Source organism: Halorientalis marina (assembly GCF_023028345.1).
GTDB lineage: Archaea > Halobacteriota > Halobacteria > Halobacteriales > Haloarculaceae > Halorientalis > Halorientalis marina.
Genome location: NZ_CP095488.1, coordinates 134126 through 156689, shown reverse-complemented (window position 1 = coordinate 156689; position 22564 = coordinate 134126). Strand labels below are relative to the sequence as shown.

Genomic DNA, 22564 nt, shown 5'->3' with positions numbered 1-22564 from the left:
GAAGGGCTCAGCAGCCGCCACCGTCGGGCCGGCGGATCGATTCGCGGAACGACTCGCGGTCGGCTTCCGTGATCGATCCGAGTGTCTCACGGGTGGTCGTCGCTGTCGCCGTCTCGACACCGCGCATCGCCTCGCACAGGTGGTTCGCCGTCACTTCGACGAGGACGCCTCGCGCGTCGAGTTCGTCACGGAGGCCGGTCGCGAGCCCCGCCGTGAGTGCTTCCTGTGTCGTCAGTCGGCGTGCGCGCCAGCGGACGTACCGCACGAGTTTCGAGAGGCCGACCATCTCCTCGCCCGGTAGGTAGGCGACGTGGGCGACGCCGTGGAATGGCAGGAGGTGGTGTTCGCACATGCTGTACAGCGGAATCCCGGTCTTCACGATCAGGCCGTCGGTCTCTGCCGGGAAGGTCCGCATCACCGGCTTCTCCGTCGGCCGTCTGCCCGCCGTCAGCGTCTCCAGCATGGCCGGCACGCGCCGGTCCCACGTGTCGTAGAGGCCGGTCTCGTTCGGGTTCCGCCCGACTGCTTCCAACAAGAGGCGTGCGCCCTCGCGGGCCTTCGCCGCGTCGAACTCCGTCGACGGTCCCGGCCGATCGGGCCCAGTCTCGTATCCCTGCTCGCGCTCTCTGTCCTGCGAGTCCATTCGTTCCGAGGCAGGCACTCGCGCTCATAAAGGCTGGCGACCACCACAGTCTTCACAACACTATTGCTGTGAAAAGAGTCAACGTCCGGTCGGTGAACCGACTGGTCGAGGTTGTGGACGGCGCGGCGGTCGGGACGCCGACCGCGCTTCGGAAGTACCGGTGACAGCGCTCGTTCAGTCGTCGTCGCCGCCCGCCCGACTGCCGGGACCCACGTCGGGTCGCCGGAGCAACTCCTCGTCGGTGTCGGGCCCGAGCGGTTCGAGGCGGACGCTCGAGACCTTGTACTCCGGAATGCCGGCGGTCGGATCGAACGTCTCGCCGGTGAGCGTGTTGACCGCGCCGGCGGCGAAGTGCATCGGGATGAACACCGTCCCGGGACCGACCCGGTCAGTCACCTCTGCGCGGACGGCGATATCGCCTCTGCGTGACTCGACGCGAACGTATTCCTCGTCCTCGACGCCGAGTTCGGCGGCCGTCTCGGGATGGATTTCGACGAAGGACTCGCCGACGTGGTTCATCAGCCCCTCGACGCGTCGCGTGATCTGGCCGGTGTGCCAGTGGTAGAGGACGCGGCCGGACGTGAGCGTGAGCGGGAACTCCTCGTCGGGGAGTTCACCTGGATGACCGCCGTCGGCCGGGACGAAGCGCGCCTTCCCGTCCTCGAAGTTGAAGTCCCCCTCCTCGTAGTCGTAGAGGTACGGCGTGCCGGGGTGGTCCTCGTCCGGGCAGGGCCACTGGAGGCCGTGTTCCGGTCCCTCCTCCAGCCGTTCGTAGGTGACGCCACCGTAGATGGGGACGAGGTCGTTGATCTCGTCCATCACCTCGCGGGGGTGGTCGTAGCCCCAGTCGTAGCCGAGTCGCCGGGCGAGTCCCTGCGTGATCTCCCAGTCCTGACGGGCCTCTCCTGGCGGGTCGGACGTGGGGCGGACTCGCTGGACGCGGCGCTCGGTGTTGGTGAACGTGCCGTGTTTCTCGGGCGAGGTGGCCGCCGGCAGGAGCACGTCGGCGTGTTCGGCGGTCTCGGTGTGGAAGATGTCCTGCACGACGAGGAAGTCCAGGTCGGCCAGCGCCTCCTCGGCGTGCGTGATATCCGGCTCCGAGAGCGCGGGGTTCTCGCCGACGACGTACATCGCCCGGAGGTTACCCGCGTGGGCCTCCTCCAGCATCTCCGGCACCTTCAGGCCGGGTTCCTCGGGCGGGCGCTCGCCCCAGGCGTCCGCGAACTTCTCGCCCACCTCGTCGTCGGCGGGGTTCTGGTAGCCCGGGAGGCTCCCGGGGAGCGTGCCCATGTCGCCGCCGCCGCCCTGGACGTTGTTCTGGCCGCGGAACGGCGACAGGCCCGCGCCGGGCTTGCCGACCTGGCCCAGCACGAGCGCGAGGTCGGCCATCGCGAGCAGGTTCTCCGTGCCGTGGCTCTGCTGGGTCATCCCCATCGCCCAACCGAAGACGACGGTGTCGGCGGCCGCCAGCGTCTCCGCCGCGCTCGCGAGTTCGTCCGCGGGCACGCCCGCCAGTTCCTCGACTTTCTCGGGGGTGAACGCCTGAACCTTCTCTTTCACTTTCTCGAAGTTCTTGGTGTTGCGCTCGATGAACGACTCGTCGTGGAGGTCGTGCTCGATGATGTACCGAATCATCCCGTTGAGCCAGGCCACGTCGTAGCCTGGGTTCGTGCGGGTGTACTGATCGGCGTGTTCCGCGATCCCGATCTTCCGCGGGTCGAAGACGACGAGGTCGGCGCCGTCCCGGACGTTCTGCTTGATGCGCGTGGCGAGCACCGGGTGGGACTCGGTGGTGTTCGACCCGCTGATGAGGTAGGCGTCGGCCTCGCCGACGTCCTCGTTGATGCGGTTGGTCATCGCGCCGAACCCGACCGTCTGCTGGAGCGCGGCGACCGTCGAAGAGTGACAGAGCCGCGCGCAGTTGTCGATGTTCTTCGTCCCCAGCACCTGTCGGGCGAACTTCTGGACGAGGTAGGCTTCCTCGTTGCTCCCCTTCGAGGAGGCGAGACAGCCAACCGCGTCGATGCCGTGCTCGTCCTGGATATCGGAGAGCCGGTCGGCGACGTAGTCCAGCGCCTCCTCCCAGGAGACGGGTTCGAGTTCGCCGTTCTCGTTGCGAACCTGTGGCTCCGTGAGCCGGCGTTTACTGTTGGCGAACTCGTGGCCGAACTTCCCCTTCACGCAGGTCGAGAAGTTGTTGGCGGGGGCCTGGTCGGGGTCGTCGACGGGCACGACGCCCAGCGAGTCGCCGTCCTTGCCCCACATCTCGAAGCGACAGCCGACTGCACAGAACCCGCAGGTCGTCTCCTGCTTGTCGATTTTGCCGAGGCGGTAGTCGCTGACCTTGTCGGCGATGTCGAACAGGACGCCCTCGGGCATGGTGTTGGCCGCGATGGCCTCGGCGGTGTGTTCGCCCGCGAGGAACGCCCGCTTGCCGTACTGCTTCGCCAGGTCGCCGGCCCGGCGCTTGGCAGAGGACATGAACTTCGAGAGGCCCGTCTCCTCGCTGGCGGCCGCCGTCACGCCGCCCGGGCCGCTCTCGCGGCTCCGTCTTCCACCCGGGTTCGCCGAGCGGTTCGGGGCCTCGGTGTCGTCGAGCGTCTCCGCGGGTTCGCGCTCGATGACCTTGCCGATGGAGTTGCGCTGGGTGAACCCCGGCAGGGGGAGGGTGGCGGCCCCACCGATGCCCTTCTCGGTGAGCGCACCGGTCGGGCAGACGGTCGCGCAGTGTCCACAGGAGACGCAGGTGGAGTCGTCCATCGTCTCGGCGTCGGACTGGAAGCCGATGCGGGTGTCCTCGCCGTGGCCCTCGATGCGGAGGACGCCCTCGACCTGCACGTCGTTGCAGCCCTCGACGCACCGATTGCAGAGGATGCACTTGTTGCGGTCGATCTGGATGAACGAGGAGGTATCGTCGACCGGTTCGTACTGGTCGCGGTCGGAGAACACTCCGTACCGGGGGTGGTCGACACCCTCGCTGATGGCCGCGTCCTGCAGTTCACACCGGCCATTGCCGTTGCAGGTGGTACACCGGAGGTTGTGGTTCGAGAGCACCAGATCGAGGTTGACGGAGCGGGCTTCCTCGGCGTCGGGCGTGTCCGTCCGCACCGTCAGGCCGTCCTCGGCCGGGTACGAACACGAGGGGACGAGGCCGTGTTCCTCGGTCTCGACCATGCAGGTACGACACTCGCTGCGTGGGCCGATCTCGTCGCTGCAATCGCCGCCGCGGTCGTAGTAACAGAGCGCGGGCACGTCGGCGTCGTCCGCGACGCCGTCCGCGCCGGGGTCGACGCTGACGACGTCGTCGTCGAGGGCCTGGAGCGCGTCGATGAGCGTCGAGCCGCCCGGAACGGTCACGTCGTGGCCGTCGACGGTCACGCTGGTCGACTCGTCGCCCGCGGTGCCCACGTCGGGGTCGTTCGCGGTGCCGGTCTCGAACTCGGCGGTGACCGGTGTCGACGGCTGTGGGTCCGTCAGGTCCGGCACGCCCGGCAGTGCGTCGTCGGGACTGGTGTCGTCGGTGCTCATAGTTCCTCCGTGCAGGCGCCGCTGGGACAGCGGCCGTTGGCATGGGCGCGGAACTCCGGTTCGAAGGCGTCGATGGCGGTCGTCACCGGTCGGGGCGCGTGCGCGCCGGTCCGACAGTTGCTCGACCGGGCCATCACGCGCCCGAGTTCGCGTATCTTGTCCGTCTCGAAGTCGCCGTCGTACACGTCACGCAGGAGTTCGGCGAGCTGTTTCGTCCCCTCGCGCCCGGGGACACAGCGCCCGCTGTTCGCCGTCGCCGCGAACCGCGCTCGCTCCCCGGCGTCGGCCAGCGGACAGCGCCGCTGGTTCAGCAGCTCCACGACGGCGTCGGTGCCGAGGCCGGCGGCGTCGCGTGCCCGCCCGCTGGCGGCCACGTCGAGGTCGCGCGTGATGCCGCCGAGGACACCACCGACACAGGCCATCTTGAACGCCCCCGTCTCGTCGACCGCCTCGCGGACCGCGGCGAGGCTCGCGTCCGGACCGAGTTCGACCGTCGCCGGCGCGGTCACGTCGCCGGTCACCGTCAGGACCCGCGTTCCCGGGTCGCCGGTGCTGGCCTCGAACGCGTCGGGGTACCGGACGGCCCGCCGGACCTGCGCGAACGTCCGGGGCGTGTGGACGACCGTTGGCCGCCCGTAGAGGCCGTGGGTCGCCGGCGTGGGCGGCTGGAGTCGCGGTTCGATGCGGTCGGCCCCCTCCAGCGCCTCCAGTGCCGCCGTTGGACCGCCGGCGCGGTATTCGTCGGGACCGACGACCAGTTGCGGGACGACCGGCAGGTGGTCGGCGACCGCGTCGACCGCCACGCGGAGGTGGCGGTGCAGGGCGTCGTCGTCCTCGTTCACGTAGACCACGGCGTCCTCGGCCCCGACGTACGCGGCGACGGCCGCGATGCCGTCGAGTACCGCGAGCGGCGCGCCGCCCAGCAGCGTCTCGTCGGCCCGTTGTTCCGTCCGGGACTCGTTGGCGTTACAGACGACCACGGGGTCGCCGTCCGCCGACCGAACCGTCGCCCACGTCTCCGCGGCCGCCTCGTCGGCGGCCGCGTCGCCCCGACCGCGACCGCGCAGGCCGCTGTCGGTCGCCTCGAGGGCTGTCGAATCCGTCGAGACTAACGCCGTGTCCTCTGGAGCGAACGGGTCGACCCATCCGCACGGTCCCAGCACGGCCCGTCGACCCACCGCGAGCGGGCCGTCGTCGGGGACGGGGAGCGTCGCGCGGTCCGGGTCGTGCTCCACCACGGCGACGGCGTCCTCGGTCGGGAGGTCGCCGTCGGCCACTGTCGCCACGAGTCCCTCGACCGCCGGCACCGACGGGTCGGGGACGAACGCCGTCGTGCCGTCACTTGTCGCGAGGACGAGCGGTTCGTACGCGTCGACGCCGGCCGGCCCGGTCCGGCACACCGGTACTGCGTCGGCCGCGTCCCGCGCCGCCTGTACGACGCGCTCCGCGGCCCCGGATCCGGCGGCCGCCGCGACGCGCACCACGGGCGAGCGACCCACGGCACCTGCGTTCTGTATCATAACCCCACACATCGGAGGGCAGGAGTAAAAATCCCACACACTGCGACGGTGTGCGTGCCGAACCGGTATCGACGTTCCGGGTCGGTGCCGGGGACGCGGCGCGCCGCCGGGCGTGGCGAACACAACCGATACGTGGGGTGATAGGTTGCGCTGGCGACACCCGGGACTGTCAGGATCGGTGCGAAGGGATTAGGGGCGTGGCCGCCGGTGTTCGTCGTAATGTCGAATCCCCGATTCGAGGAGACGCGGACGGAGGCGGCGGCGGCCATCACGGAGGGTGACCTCCGGTCGGTGTACGCCGGCCTCGTCCACGAGGACGGCCGCCACGAGTACTACCTGGGCAACGACACTGAATCGGCCGAGCAGCTCCGCGAGGCCGCGGCGGTCCAGCTCGGGATGCTCTGCCGGGTACTGGCCGACCGCTCGGAGCGGAGCGTCGAGGAGGTGGCCGACCTCGCCGTCGAGCGGGCCGAACACATGGAACTGCGATGACATCCTCCGCGCCGTGAACGGCGCGGTTTCCTCCGTGGGAGTTTCAGCCGGTCTAAGATTCCCCGGAAGCAACATTCCCGTTGCGGTGGACGGTACTCGGGTCTGTGCGCTGTTCTTTGGGACGGTGAGAGCGTGGTGACTCCGACCATTCGTGGTCGTCCCACTCGAACCGTGCTCGAAAACGCTGCGCGTTTTCGGCATCCCGGAAATCTCCGATTTCCGAGGACACGGGCCGTGCCATCGGCCTGACTGCTTTCTCTGTGTGCCGTTGACGAGACGCTTCGCGTCTCATCCGCCAATCAAAACTCCCCGAGTTCTGATGACGTCTCAGGAACGTTTCTGAGGCTGTGAGGTCAGCGTGCCCCTCGAAGCTACACGGACAGGTGAGCGTGTCCTTATGTCGTGTCGTCCGATCTGTTGAACCGCACTGCGGGCACTCCTGGCTGGTCCACGCTTCTGATCGAACTTCGACCGAGATACCGTATTCCTCGGCGGTACACGCCAGTCGATCGGTGAATTGCTTGAACGCCCAGAAGTTGTGGGTCTTGGCGTTGGTTTCGACCGACCAGTGTGTTTCGAGTACGTCGGTCAAGCCGCCGATATACACGGCATCGACACCGTCGGCGTACAGCCGTTCCAGCAGGTCACGACACAGTGCTTCTTGAGCGTGATCGCGGCGACGAGTTCGCTTGCGGTACAGCCGCCGGATACGCTCGCTACTGTATCGGCCGTCTTCGAGTTTCGACTGCAACCGGGCAATTTCTCGCGTCGTCTCGCGGAACCGCTGGAACAACTCGCGGCCCTCGTACAGGTATTGCTCGCCGGTCGTGGTGGTACAGGCAACGAGATTGTTCGCACCAATGTCCAGAGCGGCCGTCTCGTCGGCCAGTGGAGTGTCCCGTGCATCAGTAATAGTCACGGGTTGCGAAGCTCGGAAGGTACTATCAGTCTCGTCGTACCACAGGTCTAACCGGCCCTGTTTCTCGTAGTCGGGCCAATTCGGGTCGCCAGCGATTTCGAGTCGGAGGCGGCCGGTGTGGTCGTATCGGTCTTTCAACTCGCTCCCGACCAGTATCTCAAGCCGGGACCGCTCGCCCCATTCGACGGTGTATGACGTGTTGCGAATGACGGTCTTGAGTTGTCGCCCATCGTCCTCGTTGCCACGGAATCCCGGCGGTTTGGGGTGTTCCGTGACCGACGTGTTCGACTCGTCGTGGTACTTGTTTTTCGTATCGAAGAACCCGCACCACGCTTCGCTGTTTTTGCGTATCACCTGTTGGGCGGTGGACGCACCAAGCACGCCTTTGTATTTGCCTTCGAGAGCGCCTGTATCGGCGTCCCATACGTCGCCCTCGAAGCCGTCTTCGTCGTTGTAGCGCATGAGGCGCTGGTAGTTGATCTCGTTCCAGAGAGCGGCGGAAGCGTCCAACAGGTCCCGTAGCAGTTGCTCACCATCGTCGGAGAGCGGTTGCACGGCGAACGTGTTGGTACGCTTCATCAGCCGCTTCAAGAGACGGTCGCTTCGGACTTGAACGTCAGCCATCCACAGTGAAAATAAAAGTCGATCCGTTTCAGTGGAGGCTCAAATCAGCAGTAACTCGGCGGATTCTCACCGGAGCAGACGCGATTCACGCCCGCCCTGTTCGGTCCTCGGTTCCGACCGCGTGTCGGAACACTCGTCTCTCACGGGAAGGGCGGGACTCTCTCGCTGTTACAGGTAGGCCGGTGCATCCGGCCCGCCGGCTCAGTCCAGCGTTGCGATGGCTTCTATCTCGACGGCGGCGCCTTTCGGGACCGCCCCGGCCTCGACGGCGCTCCGGGCCGGCGGCGCCTCGTCGAAGAACTCGCTGTAGGCCTCGTTGAACGCGTCGAAGTCGTCGATGTCGTCGAGGTAGACGGTCGTTTTGAGCAGGTCCGCGAGCGACGCGCCCTCCGATTCGAGGATGGCTTCGACGTTCCAGAGACACTGTCTGGTCTGTTCACCCACCGGTTCGCCGTCGAGCAGTTCCCCGTCAGTCGTCAGTGGGAGTTGCCCGGCCGTGAGGAGCAGGTCACCGTTCGTCGTCGCCTGACTGTACGCGCCCACCGCCGCGGGGGCGTCGTCGGTGCTGATCACGCGCTTCATACGCCGAGTTTCCAGCGGTCCGCCCTTCAATTACCGGGCAGCCGTTGGTCGCGCCACGTCCTGTCACGTTCATGAACGCTCGTGGAAGGAGTCACTGGCCGCCTGCTGGCAGGTCATACTCCTGACCCGTCACACCCATCGCTGTTGAGTGTCACGGTAGCCACGGCGGCCGGGCCCGCCGCGTCTTTTTTGTACCGCGTCCGCCAATGTGAGAGAGTGACAGACACGCGCGAGCGGGAGAGTGACCGGGCCATCGAGGAGGTTTTTTACCCCGATGAGCACATCCCGTTCGTCAACTGGCAACAGTTCTCGGGAGCCAAGCCGGCGGTAGTCCTCGTCGGCATCGTCGCCTTGCTGTCGTTCGTGACGGGGCTGTCGAACCTCAGCCAGCCGACGCTGGCGCTGGACGGGCCGCTCGCGTCCGTCCTCCCGGCCGCGAACGGGTTCGCACGCTTCGGCGGCGTTCTCTTTTCGTTCCTGCTTGGGCCGGTGACCGTCGGCCTCCAGCGCCGGAAGGCCCTCGCCTGGCGGGCCGCACTCGTCCTGTTGCCCGTGCTCGCGGCCCTGCCGCTGACGACGCTCCAGACGACCGACGTGCCCCTGCTGGCCGTCGTCGCCGTCACCGTCCCCCTGCTGGTGTGGAACCGCGACCAGTTCGACCAGTCGCTCGATCTCTCACCGCTCCAGATCGCCTCCCTGTCGTCCATCGTCGGCGTGATGCTCTACGGAACCGTCGGCGCGTACGGTCTCCGCGGCCGGGGGTTGTCCGTCGCGACCTGGAGCGACGCGGTGTACTACGTCGTCGTCACCATCTCGACGGTGGGCTACGGGGACGTGACGCCGACCACGCCCGTCGCCAAGTGGTTCTCGCTGTCCATCATCCTCCTCGGGACCGGGGCCTTCACCGTGTCCGTGGGGGCGCTGGTCGGCCCCGCCATCGAGTCGCGGATGGCCTCGGCGTTCGGAAACATGACCGTCTCGGAACTCAAACTCCTCGAGGACCACGTGGTGGTCCTCGGACACGGCGACCTCACGGCATCGCTCCTGGAAACGCTCGACGACGAGACCGACGTAGTCGTCGTGACCGACGACGCGGACGTGGCCGCCGACCTCACCGACGACGACGTGAACGTCCTCACCGACGACCCGACCGACGAGTCGGTCCTCCGGGACGCACAGGTCGAGACCGCCCGTGGAGTCGTCGCCGGCGGTCGGGACGATGCCCAGAACGTCCTCGCCGTCCTCGCCGCGAAGAACGTCGCGCCGGACGTGCGCGTCGTTGCGACGGCCAACGAAGGAAAACACGTCGACAAACTCGCCGCCGTCGGTGCCGACGAAATAATCAACCCCCGGACTATCGGTGGCCGCCTCCTCGGGGAGTCAGTCCTCGACGACACGGCGACCGACGCGTCGCTGTCGTCTCTCGGCGACGACGACCCCGAGTGATCGGTCACGACGGAACTGCCCCCGGTCGGCGGGGCCACGGAATGATACAAATGACGGCGGGACCAACTGTGTGTGATGGCGTCGCACGCCGGGCAACTGGACCTGATCGACATCGGCGCGATATTCGTCGTTGTCTTCCTCGCCATCGCCGGGGTCGTCCAGTTCTCCGAAGGGGAACTGTTGCCCCCGGACACCACCGACGAGCGCGAGGATCGCCTGCGCGCGGCCGTCTGGCAGGAACTCGACGAGCGCCGCATCGCCCAGGAGCGCGACCCGATGCCCCGCGACCGGTTCATACGCGGCATCGCACAGGATACCACCGACACGCTCCTCGAGGACTGGCCCGACGGGGACACGTCCGGCTTCCCCGGGCGCCCGAACGCGACGCTCCCGAACCACCGCCTGTTCTGTACGCAACTCCCCGTCCGGGTTCGTGTGGGAAACGTATCGAGTCCGCCGTCCGAGGCGACTGTCACGGCCGTCGCCGACGCCATTGCGGCGGCCGACGAGGACGACGTGCGCTTTCGCCCCGCTACGCGTTTCCGGGCCGGAATGGGCATCGCCGTCCGTGACGGCATCGTGTACGTGGTCTACCGCTCCTGCGAGCAGGTAGACACCTGACGCGGCGGGGCGAGTGCCCCTCACCGCCCCCACATACTATACGTGTTCACGTCCCACACACGTGGTATGAGTACGTCCGGAGCCAGCGGCATCGAGCGGATGCTGGAGCGGACGCTGTTACCGCTCTGTGTGGTCGCCGGTGCCGTCGTGCTAGCGGGGTTTTTCTTTCCCTCGCTCGTGGGCGCGGCCATCACCGGCGAGGTGTGGCTGGCGGTCTCGCTGCTGTTTTTCGGGTCCGGCCTCGGCTATCTCGCGGTCCTTCCGTACTCGACTGACGACGAGGCCGACGACGCCGACCCGTACCTCCTGCGTATCCGGCAAACCCGGTTCGTAAACGTCGTGCGGGAGTTTCTCGTCGGACAGGATCCCATCACGCTCGGCCTCCCGGTGCTGGTGTTCACGCTGTTTTTCGTCGTCCAGTTTCTCTTCCCGGCGGCCACGACGACGGTCGTCGACGCCGCTGCGAGCACGGTCCTCCGCGACCTCGGCCCACTCTTTCTCGGCGCGGTCCTCCTCGCGGTCTGTTACTGTCTGGTCCTCCTGCTCGGACCGTGGGGCGAAGTGAAACTCGGCGGGCCGGATACGGAGCCGAGTTACACCTACCCTACGTACTTCGCCCTGGTCTTCACCGCGGGTATCGCCGCCGGCGTGGTGTTCTGGGGACCGGCCGAGGCGCTCTTTCACTACGAGACGCCGCCGCCGTACTTCGGCGCGGCGGCGGAGTCGAACGCGGCGATCCCCGGCGCGCTCACCTACGCCCTGTTCCACTGGGGCGTCTCGGCCTGGAGCGCCTACACCGTCATCGGCGTCCCGGTGGCGTATTTCGTGTTCACCCGGGGCGCGCCCCTGCGGGTGTCGACCATCCTCGCGCCGTTCCTCGGCGTCGACGGACTGGACTCGGTCTGGAGCCGGCTGGTCGACACGCTCGCGGTGTTCGCGACCATCGGCGGCATCGCCACCTCCGTCGCGCTGGTGAGCCAGCAGTTCCTCGCCGGTATCGGCTTCCAGTGGGGTGTCAGTACCGGGGCGCTCGGGCCCCTGTTGTTCGTCGGTGGCCTGACGCTGATCTTCGTTCTCTCGTGTGTGACCGGTATCCACCGCGGGATTCGACGCATCGCGGCGCTCAACGTCGTTCTCTTCGTCGCCTTCGCCGTCGTCCTGTTCGCCATCGGTCCCCGGTCGTTCGTCCTCCGAGCGGGCACGCAGGCGCTGGGTAATTACGTCGTCAACTTCGTCCCGCTCAGCCTGTACACGGGCGGCGAGTGGGTGGCGAACTGGACGGTCTGGAACTGGTCGTGGTGGTTCTCGTGGGCGCCGTTCGCCGGCCTGTTCATCGCCGCCCTCTCGCGGGGCCGTCGGGTCAGGACGGTCGTGTTCACGAGCGTCGTCGCCACGTCGGCGGCGACGATGATCTGGTTCCTGTTACTGGGGGGGACCTCGCTGTTCGTCCAGCACAGCGGGCAAGCGAACGTGCTCGGGGCCATCGCCGAGCGGGGCGGTTCCGAGGCCGTCGCCGGGTTCCCGCTCTTTGCCGCGCTCCCGGTCAGTCAGCTGTTGATGTTCCTCTTTCTCGCGCTCATCGTGGTGTTCATCACGACCTCCGCGGACACGTCGACGCTCGTCGTCGCGATCCTCGCGACTCGTCGGGGCCTGGCCCCCTCCGCGGGGAGCATCGCCTTCTGGGGCGGCTTCCAGGGCGCGGTCGCCGTCGCGGTCCTGCTGGTCGGCGGCGCGGAGACCCTGCAGGCGCTCGCGGTCCTGACCGGTGGTCCCTTCGCCCTCCTCTCGCTGGTCGCGCTCGCCGGGCTGACCCTGACGCTGTACCGGCGCGAACAGGGCCACACCTCGCTCGGCAGGCGCGTCCTCCAGCGGCTCCCGTCGATCCAGACCCACCACGATATCGACCCGCCGGGCGAGGAAAACGACTGATATCGCCCTCAGGCGCTCGCGACGGTCCGACAGAATCTCTCGATCATGCCCTTCCCGGCGTCGGTGAGGATGCTCTCCGGGTGGAACTGCACGCCGATGTGTGGCCGCTCGCGGTGGCGCACGCCCATCACGATGTCGCGCTCGTCGGCGGTGTGTGCGGTCTCTTCCAGGCTCCCGGGCAAGTCGTCGCGCTGAACGGCCAGCGAGTGGTACCGCCCGACCGAGAAGGGGTCGTCGACACCCGCGAACAGCCCCTCGCCGTCGTGGTGGACCGGGGACGGTTTTCCGTGGACGACGGCCGGCGCGTGGCCGACCGCGGCGCCGTTGGCGGCACAGAGCGCCTGGTGGCCGAGACAGACGCCGAGCGCGGGATACTCCGTCTCGGCGAAGACGGGCATCGAGACACCGGCCTCCTGTGGCGTGCCGGGGCCGGGCGAGACGACGACGCCGTCGGGGTCCAGCTCGCGGATGCCGGCCACGTCGATGGCGTCGTTGCGGCGGACGGTCACCTCGTCGAACTCGCCAACGTACTGGACGAGGTTGTAGGCGAAGGAGTCGTAGTTGTCGATGATGAGGATCATCGCTCGCCACCCGCGGTACTGGATTCGACGGCGAACGAGCCCTGATCACCGAGCGCCTGGTCGACGGCGGTCACGAGCGCCCGCGCCTTGTCCAGCGTCTCCTGGTACTCCCGCTCGGGCACCGAGTCGTGGACGATCCCGCTGCCCACCCGCAGGCGGTACTGGCCCGCGTGGCGCACGAGCGTTCGAATGGTGATGTTCAGCTTCGCGCGGCCGTCGAAGCCGAACACGGCGATGCTCCCTGTGTAGGGGCCCCGCCGGGACCGTTCGACCTCGTCGATAATCTCCATCGTCCGGGGCTTGGGCGCGCCGGTGATCGTGCCGCCGGGGAAGACCGCCGCGACGGCGTCGGCGATACTCACCTCTTCGCGGGCCTGGCCTTCGACGAGGGAGACGAGGTGCATCACCTCGGAGTAGCGGTCGACGCGGCGGTACTCGCTGACCTCGACGCTGCCGTACTCGCTGACCTTCCCGAGGTCGTTGCGTTCGAGGTCGACGAGCATCGCGTGCTCGGCCCGCTCTTTCTCGTCGGTCGCGAGTTCCGCTTCGAGCGCCGCATCTTCTTCGGACGTGTCCCCGCGGGGGCGCGTGCCGGCGATGGGTTCGGTGAGCAGGCGGTCGCCCTCGACGTCTAACAGGAGTTCGGGGCTGGCGCTGACGAGGTCGACGCCGGGAAATTCCAGCAGCGCGGAGTAGGGTGCGGGGTTCACGCGGCGGAGGGCGGCGAAGGTGTCGACGGGGTGGACGGCTACGGGCGCGACGAGTCGGTGAGAGACGTTGGTCTGGAAGGTGTCGCCGTCGCGGACGTACCGCTTGATCCGGCGGACGCGCTCTGCGAAGGCGGCCTCGCCGCACTCGCTCTCGAAGGTCGCCTGTCTGCTCGCCGTGGGACGCGCGTGGACCGTCTCGTCACCGTGCAGGGCCGCCTCAGCGAGGGCAATGGCATCCGCGCGGCCGTCCTCGTAGGCCGCCGCCGGCGACCGGAATCCGTCGACGACCGGACAGGCCGTGACGCGGAGGGTGACATCGCCGTCGCGGGGTTCCGTCCACGCAGCGACGCGGTCGAAGACGCCGAGTTGGAGCCGGGGGAGCCCGTCGGATACGGTCGTCGCGGGCAGGTCCTCCAGTTCGCGGGCGATGTCGTAGGAGAGCCACCCGAAGGCCCCGCAGGGATAGGGCACGTCACAGTCGCCACGGACCAGGCGTTCGCGGTCGAGCAGTCCGTCGATGGCCGCGATGCTCGGACTCTTTTCACCGCGGGCGACCACCTCGGGCCTGACCTGTACTCGCTCGACGGGATCGACGGCAAAGTAGCCCCAGCCGGACTGTCCGCCCGTCGTTTCGAGGTAGACCCCCTCCGCCTCACCGTCGCGGGCGCGACGGTAGGCGGCGAAGGGGTCTTCGACGGTGACCCGCACTTCGACCGGCACGCGAGCGCCGGCCGGTGCCGTCGCCGCGGTGTCGGCGAACGATTCGGCGTCGGTGACGACCACTGGCTGACTCATGAGGGACTCCTGATCGGGGCCGACGGCCCCGAAACGGTTGTGTAAAAACAACCAGACCTTTCGAGAAAAACCTTCCGCGGGTCCGGATTCCGGGCCATGGGGTTCGGATTTTCAAACAATTCCTGTCGATTCGTAGACGTGACGAGGTTCCGAGTTTCAAAGGGTGGACTATTCCCGCCGGCCAGTTACGGGAGTGGCGGTACTGGTGAGATGCACGCGTTCCATGTGGCGACCTGGCCGCCGAACCGTCCGCGACCGGCGGTACCGTGGTCGGGTCGGCCACCTGTGACGGCGACACCACACCATGACTACGATCATCGACGGCAACGCGATAGCGGACCGCATCACGGCGGACGTAGAGAGCTGTGCGACGACCCTCAGTGAGGCGGGCGTGAAACCGGGCCTGGCGACGGTGTTGATGAGCGACGATGGGGCCAGCGAGACGTACGTCTCGATGAAACAGGAGGCCTGCGAGGAGATCGGTATCGAGGGGTTCCACTACGAAATCGACCCGGACGCACCGGCGACGGCGCTCTTCGAGCGCATCGACGACCTGAACACCGACCCGTCGGTCCACGGTATCCTCGTTCAGTTGCCCCTTCCCGACCACGTCAGCAAAGAGGCCGTCCTGTCGCGCATCGATCCCATGAAGGACGTCGACGGGTTCCATCCCGAGAACGTCGGCCGACTGGTAGCTGGGAACGCCCGCTACAAGCCTTGCACGCCCCACGGCGTACAGAAGATACTCGCGGCCGAGGGCATCGCGACCGAAGGAGCGGACGTGGTGGTGGTCGGGCGCTCGGATATCGTCGGCAAGCCGATGGCGAACCTGCTCCTCCAGTACGGCGAGGGTGGGAACGCGACGGTCACTGTCTGTCACTCCCGGACCGCGGACCTCGCGGCCAAAACACGGGCGGCGGACATCCTCATCGCCGCGGCCGGCGTCCCGGAGATGATCGACGGCTCGATGCTCTCCGAGGGGGTCGCGGTCATCGACGTTGGTATCAACCGTGTCGAGGCCGACGCGGAGAAGGGGTACGAACTGGTCGGGGACGTGGACTTCGAGAGCGCGAAAGGGAAAGCGAGTGCCATCACGCCGGTGCCTGGCGGCGTCGGCCCCCTAACCATCGCGATGCTCATGTACAACACGGCCAAGGCGGCTAGCCTGCAATCCGGTGTCGACGTCGACCTACCGTGAGGGTCACGTTGGCGGCTGTCAGTGCCGTTCGACTGCCCCGCACTCCGGACAGGTTATCGCCATCTCGTCGCTAGGTCCCGCCGTCTTTTCGATGAGGCCGTTCCCCGCTGCACACCGCTCGTGGACGTACACCTCGTGGTCGGCGTGACCGTCGAGGACGATGTGGTTGCGCTCGAACCCCGAGACGATCCCGTGACAGTAGTGGCACTCACCACTCATACGTACACACTCGCTAGCCCCCCGCAAATATTTACCCCCGACCACAGCCGTGGGGGCAATCGGCCGGTTCGAGCGGCGGCGGCCGAACTAAGACCGTTCGCACGCAACGTCCGATATGGAGTACACGTACACCGGCGATGCACACGAGCGCCTGTTCGCCGCCTATGGGGCCGACGAAGACCCGTTTCCGACGCAGACGCCGACGAACTTCCCACACCGAGAACACCGCCGCGAGGAGGTCGACGTGCTCAAGCGACTCTTCTTCCCCGCCTGCTGGAACTCGAAGGAGCTGCTCCGGGACGACCTGGCGGTGCTCAACCGTCTCGATGACTTCGGGACCCTCGTCGCCGCCGGCGTCCGCCCGTACGCGAACGGCGACCCTTCGGAGACGGTCACCGACATCATCGACCAGTTGCCGGGCATCCGCGAGTTGCTAAAGAAAGACGTGGAGGCCGCCTACAAGGGCGACCCGGCAGCCAAGACCTGCATGGAGATCATCCGCTCGTATCCCGGCTTCCTCGCCATCAGTGTCCAGCGAGTCGCGCACGCGCTCTACGAGGCTGGGGCCGCCGAGTACGCCCGTGAACTGACCGAGTACGCGAAGACCGAGACGGGCATCGACATCCATCCTGGTGCCGAAATCGGCGAGCACTTCTTCATCGACCACGGCACCGGCGTCGTCGTCGGGGAGACCGCAACCATCGGCGACTGGGTGCGGCTCTACCAGGACGTGACCCTCGGAGCCCTCCACTTCGAGGCGGAAGAGGGCGAGGAACACGCACTGAAGAAGGGGTACAAGCGCCACCCGGACATCGGCGACCACGTCGTCATCGGCGCGGGGACGAAAGTGCTGGGTGATATCACCGTCGGCGACCACGTCAGCATCGGTGCGAACTCCTGGGTGACTGAAGACATTCCCAGCCACACCAAGGTGTACGTCAGTGACCACCCGACACAGGAGCGGAAACCAGCCGACCAATCGGTCGAAGACGCCGGTGAGATCGTGACCGACGACACGTAGTTTTAGGACGTTAGCGAGGCCAAAGCCCGGCAGTCCACGGGTGGCATGAGGGCGACAGCCCGGTGAACGCTCCACCGTGGGCCCCCCGTCGGCCCCGTCTCCACGGCCCTTTTCGGGGGGACGCGGTGCGTCTACCAGTACGGCACAGACGATCGGTCCGGCCGGGACGACCCCGCCCAAATGTCACTCGAGTGTGGGCTCGATTCGGTTCGGCGAAGCTTCTTTGCCGCTCCCTGCCGGACGCACAATGACAGTGACGGAACCCACGCTGTTGACTGGCGCGCCCCTTGCGTCCGAACTGCGCGCCGATGTCCGGGAGGACCTCGACGCCCTCGCCGACGACGGGGTCACGCCACACCTGGGGACGGTCCTGATGAGCGACGAAGACGCGGCGACGGCGTTCATGGACCGGAAACACGAGGTCTGTGCCGACTTCGGCATCCCGACGACACGTGTCGACGTGGCCCCCGACGCGCCGGCCGCCGATCTGTACGCCGCCGTCGAGCGACTGGCCGCCGACGACGAAGTGACGGCCGTCTTCGTGCAGGTTCCGTTTCCCGACCACGTCGACGCCGGTGCGGTCCGCCAGCGCGTCCCAGCGGCGAAGGACGTGGACTGTTTCGCTCCCGCGAACCTCGGGCGACTCGTCGCCGGCGACCCGCGCATCACGCCCGCCACACCTGCCGCTGTCCTGCACCTTCTGCGGGGGTACGACGTTCCGACGGCAGGCCAGGACGCCGTCGTCGTCGGGCGTACCACCGCTATCTGTCGACCGCTCGCCAATCTGCTTCTCGCTCGCGGGCCGGACGGAGACGCGACGGTGACGGTCTGTCACTCCCTGACCGCGGACCTTGCGGCGAAGACCCGCGCGGCCGACATCGTCGTCACGGCAGCCGGCACGCCGCGTCTGGTCGATGGGACGATGCTCTCCGCGGGGGTTGCGGTCGTCGACGTGAGCGTCAATCGCGTTCCCGATACGACGAAACAGGGGTACAAATTGGTCGGTGACGTGGACTACGAGAGCACGAAAGCGAAAGCCGGCGCAATCACGCCGGTTCCCGGCGGTGTCGGGCCGCTTACAGTCGCGTTCCTCCTGCGCAACGTCGTCACTGTCACCGCCCGTCAAGCGGGCCTCCAGGACGCGATCACTGGCCCCCGGTGACGGGCGGTGTTTGGCCGATGACGCGTAGGGACGCATCCCTTATCCGAGGCCGGTCCCGAAGAAATTGCTGCGCGTAATTGATGATCCTCCTGTGTTGACCCCCACGAGGCTGTCATAGAACGATTAGCAGATCAACGAGCGGCGGCGTTCAGATAGGGTCGAAAGTGGAGTGGAGGCGATTCTTAGTGATCCATGTCAAAAAACGCCCGTCTCAACGGCTGTTTGGACGAGCTCGAATTAGCATTTGTGGAGCGAGAAGCGACACGGCGACTGCTGATACAACTCAGTATTCGTCTAGGTCTTCTCGATATCGAACACTGTTTCGATTTTCGATGTGTTCGGTATTCAGGGAACCCGATCCACCGTTCACAACTGAGTTCACAAGGCCGACCTACAGCCACACGATGGATGCAATCCGGAGCAAGTTGTAGTCAACGAAACCGTGCTCCAACTCGATGATGAACGCGACTGGCTGTACACCGCCGTCGATCCCGAAACGAACGGATTGTTGCACACGAAGCTCGAATCAGTGAGAACGAACGCTCTCGCTCACGCGTTCTTTGCCGAACTTCGCGAGAAACACGCCGTCGACGATGCTGTGATTCTCGTCGATGGCGGAGCCCCGCTGAAAGACGCCAGCCAATGATATGGCCCCGATTTCAGATACGACGGCCACGGAAATCGTAACAGCGTCGAAAATATTTTTCTTGAGGGAAAACGCCATACCTATTTGTTTTCATACTGTTTTGGCAAGGCCAAACGAGACACTGCCAGGACTGGATCGAAGCATTCGCGTTCGCATGGAATCAGCTACTCTGACCACTACCCTCACAACACTGACAGCCCTTATATGGTTCTCGTATTTATCTCTCGTCACAGCATCGTAGCCAACCAGACCGCAGAACGGTTTGACCACGAACACGGACCGGAATACGTCTACGCATCCGCCCAACTCGTCATTGGCTTGTTCGATGAATCCGCCAATTGAACAGTGGGTTTCTTTAAATTGATTCCTGGGAGGCGGAACTCATTGTTCGTCGATCCACGTCTTTGCCTCCTCCACGTTGTCGAAGATATTCATCGTGATCTGATTGCCGATCTCCTGCACCAGATCATCCACTGACATCTCGGCGACAACACTTTTGGGCTGAATGATAGCCATGTTTTCCATCGAGGTCTCGAACGCCCGTGGGTGCCACTCATCCTGTGTCCACTGCTGATCCTCACTCGTCACCGTCTCCATGTCACGGAGATCAGCCAACCAGTTCTCCGCATTGTGTTGTTTGATTAACTCAAGGCCCTCATTCAGTCCCTCTCGGTAATCGTCGCCCTCCGCGAAGGCAGTCCAATTCATAATTACTGCCTCAATCGAATCGTCCCATTCTATGGTCAGAAAATCCGTCTCATAATGCGCCATATCCCGAAAAATATGAGCTCATAAATAGCAGTTCTGGCTGATTATCAATCCTAAAATACGGGGGGATTCGTCTGTACTGATCGATACAGTGCGGAAACTGTAGGGTTGGAGATATACTGACACCTGCCATTCAGTGAGATTGTCTTCGGCTTTCGTGTGGCGTCGCAAAACGGGTTGGCCCGTTAACCGTGTCTCGTGGCGGACCGTGTGTTTGCCCTGGCCGGAATCCCGGATCATGTCGGTAGTGCGTCAATAGTAGTCGTGAAGTGACTGGTCGCGCCGGCTATTTGCAGAGTCAGCGAATCGCCAGTTGGCCTATCAGTATCACGCGTCGACTAAGGGCTATGGATATCCCGGACGCTCCCAGGACACGTCGAGCCGTACTGGCTGGTGTCGGTACAGTGGCCGCCACCGGCGGTGTCGTCTACGCTGGTTCACAACTCGAAGGCCAGGGGACGGACACGGCCCGCACTGCGCCGACGGACGGACCACAGTTTCACAGTAGCTCCGAGACGACCGGTTTCGGCATCGAACTCGGCGGACATCCGATCATGGGACGCATGGACGCGCCACTGGACATGTACTACTGGGGGGACTACCAGTGTCCGTTTTGCCGTCGGTTCGAGGAGAACACGTTACCGACGCTCATCGACGACCACGTCAGTTCCGGCACTGTTCGCGTCGTGCTCATCGAATTTCCCTATCTGAGTGAGGGGTCGATGACCGCGGCAGTGATGGACCGGTGTGTCTGGCGGCAGGTCCGTGACGAGAATCCGCGTCGATACTGGGAGTGGCACTCGACGGTGTACGACAACCAAGGCGAGAAGGATTCGGGCTGGGCGAGCGAATCGAACCTCCTGGAAATCACACGTGGGGTCGACGGTATCGACGCGGATGCCGTCGACACCTGTATGCAGGAGAACCGGTCGGACATCGAGCCGACCATCGACACCGACGTCGAGCGAGCGCGACAACTCGGGCTCCGAGGCTCGCCGGCGTTTGTCATCTACGACCGCGATTCGGACGAGGCTGGCAAACTGGTCGGTGCACAGCCTGCCACGCGGTTCGACGAGGCAATCGAGACCGTCGAGAACGCATGAGCGACTCGCGACTCCGGGCCCACCTGGCGCGCTTGCTCGGGGCGTTCGGCTACCCGCTCACGTCGGGCAGACGGACGCTTCTGACTGTCTTCGTCGCGGTCGTGACCTACTGCCTGCTCGTTTTGAGCACGTTCCCGACCTACTCGTTGCAGTTACTGGGGGCCGATATCGGATACATCGACGACGCGCTCCTGGCGCTGACGGGGAACACCTACCGGACGACGGGTGCGGTCGGTCTCGGACTCGTCGTCGGGTATGCGCTCATGACCGGCATCGCGGTGACGAGTGCACTCGGGCGGATTCGGCTGGCTGGGCGACCCGATGCGCGTGGGCTCTCTGCCATGCTGCCCGGGTTGCTCGCTTCCGGCTGTGCGAGCTGTGGGGCAGGGCTCCTCGGACTGGTGGGGTTTGCCGGGGCGCTCGCGACGCTCCCGTTCGATGGAAACCTCCTTCGGGTGGCGGGCATCCTCCTGCTGGCTGCCTATCTCGCGCGGCTCGGTGACCCCCGACAGTGCGCCGTCCCGTCGCCAGCAGACCGCGAGGAGTGACCGTCGGTCACTACTCACAGGAACAGCTACCATCGATTCGGTATCGAACGACCACGCCGACGAGGCCAACCGTCAGTGCGGAGACGAGCACGCGGACGACACCGCCGCCGGTGGCTGCCGTCGCCCCGCCGCTGACCGTGCCGACGGCGGCGCCGGTCGTCGCCGGTGCCGCGAACAGACAGCAGAGACTCACGACACCACCGAGACCGAGCAGTGACCACCGGGCAGCTGTCGGCCCTTCGCCGTCCGCGTCCGAAGTCGTGTTCGTGGAGTTCATCGTTTTCCTGTCACCTACTCAGTCGAGCGTCGATCCCGTCGCTTCGCCGTCGACACACTGCTCGCAGGTGCGCTGCGAGCGGACGTAGAGCAGGCCACCAAAGAGGAGGACACTGCCAGCACCCAGGAGCGGGCGAAGGGGATTGAGATACGTCATCAGCGCGGAACTGCTAAACAGCGCGAGCAGGAACGCGTTACAGATCGGACAGCCGAAGGCAAGAAAGCCGACGACCGCGCTCGCGCCTGCGGCCGTGTCGTCTTCGGTCCTACCGGGCGTGCGCTGGAGCACGTACAGACCGAGAAAGGCCGCGGTCAGCAGGAGAAACAGGTAGTCGAGTCCCGTTCGCGGGACCATCCGAACGTACACCGGGTTCGGTATCAGCCCCGTCACGACGCCGAACAGCCCGAACGACCCGACGCTAACGAGGGCTGCTTTGGCGAGGCGCGTTCCGCGTTGTCGCATATACCCCGTCGTTCGTCACTGCGGTAGTAAAGTGAACCGCCCGTTTGCAGGCTCGGAAAAAAGCGAACCGCCGAGTCTTTCACGCGCAGTCCAAGAGAGTGTGTCATGGACAGTGGTGGCGAGGCGACTGCCGGGACGATCTTTCAGTTGCTCGCCGACGAGTACTCGCGGCGGATTCTGCTTGCGGCCGACCGGGAGCCACGGACAGCGAAAGACCTCAGCCGTCTCTGTGATGCCTCCTTGACGACGGTCTACCGACGTGTCTCGACGCTCCAGGAACACAACCTCGTCGACGAACGCTCGACCGTCGACGCCGATGGCTCACATCATCGAGTGTTCGAAACGACGCTCGAAGAGTTGCATCTCGAGCTCTCGGACGGGGACATCGACCTCTCGGTTGCCACGCGTGACGAACTCGCTGATAACTTCACGTCACTCTGGTCGGACCTCCGGGACAGCACATGATTCAGCCACCGATCCTGCTCGCAAAACTGGTGACGCTCGCGCTCAGCCTCGTCGTTGCCGCGCTGGCGTACCACGGCTACCGGCGAAGCAACCGCGAGCCGATGCGGTACGTCTCCGCGGGCTTCCTCTTTATCGGCGTCGGTGCGATCTGTGAGAGCCTCGTGTTCCAGGTGTTCGGGGCGTCCCTCCTCTCAGCCGCACTGTTGCAGGCGGTGCTCGTCTCGGGTGGCCTCCTGCTCATCCTGGCGTCGCTCACGTTCGATACCGACTGAGTAGCGTGCAGGGTTGGGTCGGGCCGTCCCTGC

At 65.9% G+C, this 22564-nt stretch carries 22 protein-coding genes and 1 pseudogene; 12 read left to right on the top strand and 11 right to left on the bottom strand.

All coding sequences use genetic code 11. The features are described from left to right. Positions 1-7 precede the first annotated feature (7 nt). The 3 genes from folE to MUG96_RS19730 all read right to left on the bottom strand — a co-directional run bounded on the left by folE (position 8) and on the right by MUG96_RS19730 (position 5691). Positions 8-643 carry a GTP cyclohydrolase I gene (folE, locus tag MUG96_RS19740; RefSeq protein WP_246989382.1) on the bottom strand — a complete coding sequence of 212 codons (636 nt, stop codon included), beginning with the start codon at positions 641-643 and terminating at the stop codon, positions 8-10. A 174-nt stretch (positions 644-817) separates the two neighbouring features. Then, positions 818-4171: a formate dehydrogenase subunit alpha gene (fdhF, locus tag MUG96_RS19735; RefSeq protein ID WP_246989380.1), complete on the bottom strand. Its 3354-nt coding sequence runs from the start codon at positions 4169-4171 to the stop codon at positions 818-820. Then, positions 4168-5691, bottom strand: coding sequence for an NADH-ubiquinone oxidoreductase-F iron-sulfur binding region domain-containing protein (locus MUG96_RS19730; protein WP_246989377.1), 1524 nt, complete (start codon positions 5689-5691; stop codon positions 4168-4170). Before MUG96_RS19730 ends, fdhF begins: the two co-directional genes overlap by 4 nt. A gap of 219 nt (positions 5692-5910) precedes the next feature. Between MUG96_RS19730 and MUG96_RS19725 the strand changes: the two genes are divergently transcribed. Further along, positions 5911-6183 (top strand): DUF8113 family protein, encoded by a 273-nt coding sequence (locus MUG96_RS19725; RefSeq protein WP_246989376.1) that lies wholly within the window; start codon positions 5911-5913, stop codon positions 6181-6183. 52 nt (positions 6184-6235) lie between these two features. Here MUG96_RS19725 and MUG96_RS19720 read toward each other — a convergent pair whose 3' ends face one another. Then, complete coding sequence (locus tag MUG96_RS19720) at positions 6236-7681, bottom strand: RNA-guided endonuclease InsQ/TnpB family protein (RefSeq protein WP_246989373.1); 1446 nt, start codon at positions 7679-7681, stop codon at positions 6236-6238. 246 nt (positions 7682-7927) lie between these two features. After that, complete coding sequence (locus MUG96_RS19715; protein ID WP_246989371.1) at positions 7928-8308, bottom strand: Rid family detoxifying hydrolase; 381 nt, start codon at positions 8306-8308, stop codon at positions 7928-7930. A 216-nt stretch (positions 8309-8524) separates the two neighbouring features. On the opposite strand from MUG96_RS19715, the gene MUG96_RS19710 reads away from it, so the two are divergent. From MUG96_RS19710 to MUG96_RS19700, 3 genes are all read left to right on the top strand, one after another. Next, entirely contained in the window at positions 8525-9754 is a 1230-nt protein-coding gene (locus tag MUG96_RS19710; RefSeq protein ID WP_246989369.1) for an NAD-binding protein, read from the top strand. A gap of 75 nt (positions 9755-9829) precedes the next feature. After that, a complete protein-coding gene (locus MUG96_RS19705) occupies positions 9830-10375 on the top strand; it encodes a hypothetical protein (RefSeq protein ID WP_246989367.1) in 546 nt (181 codons plus the stop codon). Positions 10376-10441: 66 nt separating this feature from the next. Beyond that, positions 10442-12304: a BCCT family transporter gene (locus MUG96_RS19700; RefSeq protein WP_246989365.1), complete on the top strand. Its 1863-nt coding sequence runs from the start codon at positions 10442-10444 to the stop codon at positions 12302-12304. Positions 12305-12312: 8 nt separating this feature from the next. Here the strand turns inward: MUG96_RS19700 and MUG96_RS19695 are convergent, their stop codons facing one another. Further along, on the bottom strand, positions 12313-12885 hold the full coding sequence (locus MUG96_RS19695) for an anthranilate synthase component II (RefSeq protein ID WP_246989363.1): 573 nt from the start codon (positions 12883-12885) through the stop codon (positions 12313-12315). Continuing rightward, positions 12882-14390: an anthranilate synthase component I family protein gene (locus MUG96_RS19690; protein ID WP_246989361.1), complete on the bottom strand. Its 1509-nt coding sequence runs from the start codon at positions 14388-14390 to the stop codon at positions 12882-12884. Before MUG96_RS19690 ends, MUG96_RS19695 begins: the two co-directional genes overlap by 4 nt. A 304-nt stretch (positions 14391-14694) precedes the next feature. Between MUG96_RS19690 and MUG96_RS19685 the strand changes: the two genes are divergently transcribed. Further along, positions 14695-15588 carry a bifunctional methylenetetrahydrofolate dehydrogenase/methenyltetrahydrofolate cyclohydrolase gene (locus tag MUG96_RS19685; RefSeq protein ID WP_246989359.1) on the top strand — a complete coding sequence of 298 codons (894 nt, stop codon included), beginning with the start codon at positions 14695-14697 and terminating at the stop codon, positions 15586-15588. An 18-nt stretch (positions 15589-15606) separates the two neighbouring features. On the opposite strand, the gene MUG96_RS19680 is transcribed toward MUG96_RS19685, so the two are convergent. Then, positions 15607-15807, bottom strand: coding sequence for a hypothetical protein (locus tag MUG96_RS19680; protein ID WP_246989357.1), 201 nt, complete (start codon positions 15805-15807; stop codon positions 15607-15609). A gap of 115 nt (positions 15808-15922) precedes the next feature. Between MUG96_RS19680 and epsC the strand changes: the two genes are divergently transcribed. The 3 genes and pseudogenes from epsC to MUG96_RS19665 all read left to right on the top strand — a co-directional run bounded on the left by epsC (position 15923) and on the right by MUG96_RS19665 (position 18809). Next, positions 15923-16828: a serine O-acetyltransferase EpsC gene (gene epsC, locus MUG96_RS19675; RefSeq protein ID WP_246989355.1), complete on the top strand. Its 906-nt coding sequence runs from the start codon at positions 15923-15925 to the stop codon at positions 16826-16828. Between the two features lie 247 nt (positions 16829-17075). Next, positions 17076-17990, top strand: coding sequence for a bifunctional 5,10-methylenetetrahydrofolate dehydrogenase/5,10-methenyltetrahydrofolate cyclohydrolase (locus MUG96_RS19670; RefSeq protein ID WP_246989352.1), 915 nt, complete (start codon positions 17076-17078; stop codon positions 17988-17990). Positions 17991-18182: 192 nt separating this feature from the next. After that, positions 18183-18809, top strand: a pseudogene (locus MUG96_RS19665) (IS6 family transposase). A 208-nt stretch (positions 18810-19017) separates the two neighbouring features. On the opposite strand, the gene MUG96_RS19660 reads toward MUG96_RS19665, so the two are convergent. Next, positions 19018-19407, bottom strand: coding sequence for an STAS/SEC14 domain-containing protein (locus MUG96_RS19660; RefSeq protein WP_246989350.1), 390 nt, complete (start codon positions 19405-19407; stop codon positions 19018-19020). A gap of 401 nt (positions 19408-19808) precedes the next feature. On the opposite strand from MUG96_RS19660, the gene MUG96_RS19655 reads away from it, so the two are divergent. Together MUG96_RS19655 and MUG96_RS19650 are read left to right on the top strand one after the other, a co-directional pair. Continuing rightward, on the top strand, positions 19809-20507 hold the full coding sequence (locus MUG96_RS19655) for a DsbA family protein (protein ID WP_246989348.1): 699 nt from the start codon (positions 19809-19811) through the stop codon (positions 20505-20507). Beyond that, positions 20504-21055, top strand: a complete 552-nt coding sequence (locus MUG96_RS19650) for a hypothetical protein (protein ID WP_246989346.1) — start codon at positions 20504-20506, stop codon at positions 21053-21055. Before MUG96_RS19655 ends, MUG96_RS19650 begins: the two co-directional genes overlap by 4 nt. Positions 21056-21065: 10 nt before the next feature. On the opposite strand, the gene MUG96_RS19645 is transcribed toward MUG96_RS19650, so the two are convergent. Continuing rightward, positions 21066-21332: a hypothetical protein gene (locus tag MUG96_RS19645; RefSeq protein WP_246989344.1), complete on the bottom strand. Its 267-nt coding sequence runs from the start codon at positions 21330-21332 to the stop codon at positions 21066-21068. 18 nt (positions 21333-21350) lie between these two features. Continuing rightward, positions 21351-21794: a hypothetical protein gene (locus tag MUG96_RS19640; RefSeq protein ID WP_246989342.1), complete on the bottom strand. Its 444-nt coding sequence runs from the start codon at positions 21792-21794 to the stop codon at positions 21351-21353. 105 nt (positions 21795-21899) lie between these two features. Here MUG96_RS19640 and MUG96_RS19635 point away from each other — a divergent pair, with 105 nt between their 5' ends. Both MUG96_RS19635 and MUG96_RS19630 read left to right on the top strand, forming a co-directional pair. After that, the gene (locus MUG96_RS19635; RefSeq protein ID WP_246989340.1) at positions 21900-22259 is read left to right on the top strand and encodes an ArsR/SmtB family transcription factor; all 360 of its coding nucleotides are present in this window, start codon (positions 21900-21902) and stop codon (positions 22257-22259) included. Then, entirely contained in the window at positions 22256-22531 is a 276-nt protein-coding gene (locus MUG96_RS19630; protein WP_246989338.1) for a DUF7521 family protein, read from the top strand. The genes MUG96_RS19635 and MUG96_RS19630 overlap by 4 nt, the downstream gene beginning before the upstream one ends. Positions 22532-22564: the final 33 nt, after the last annotated feature.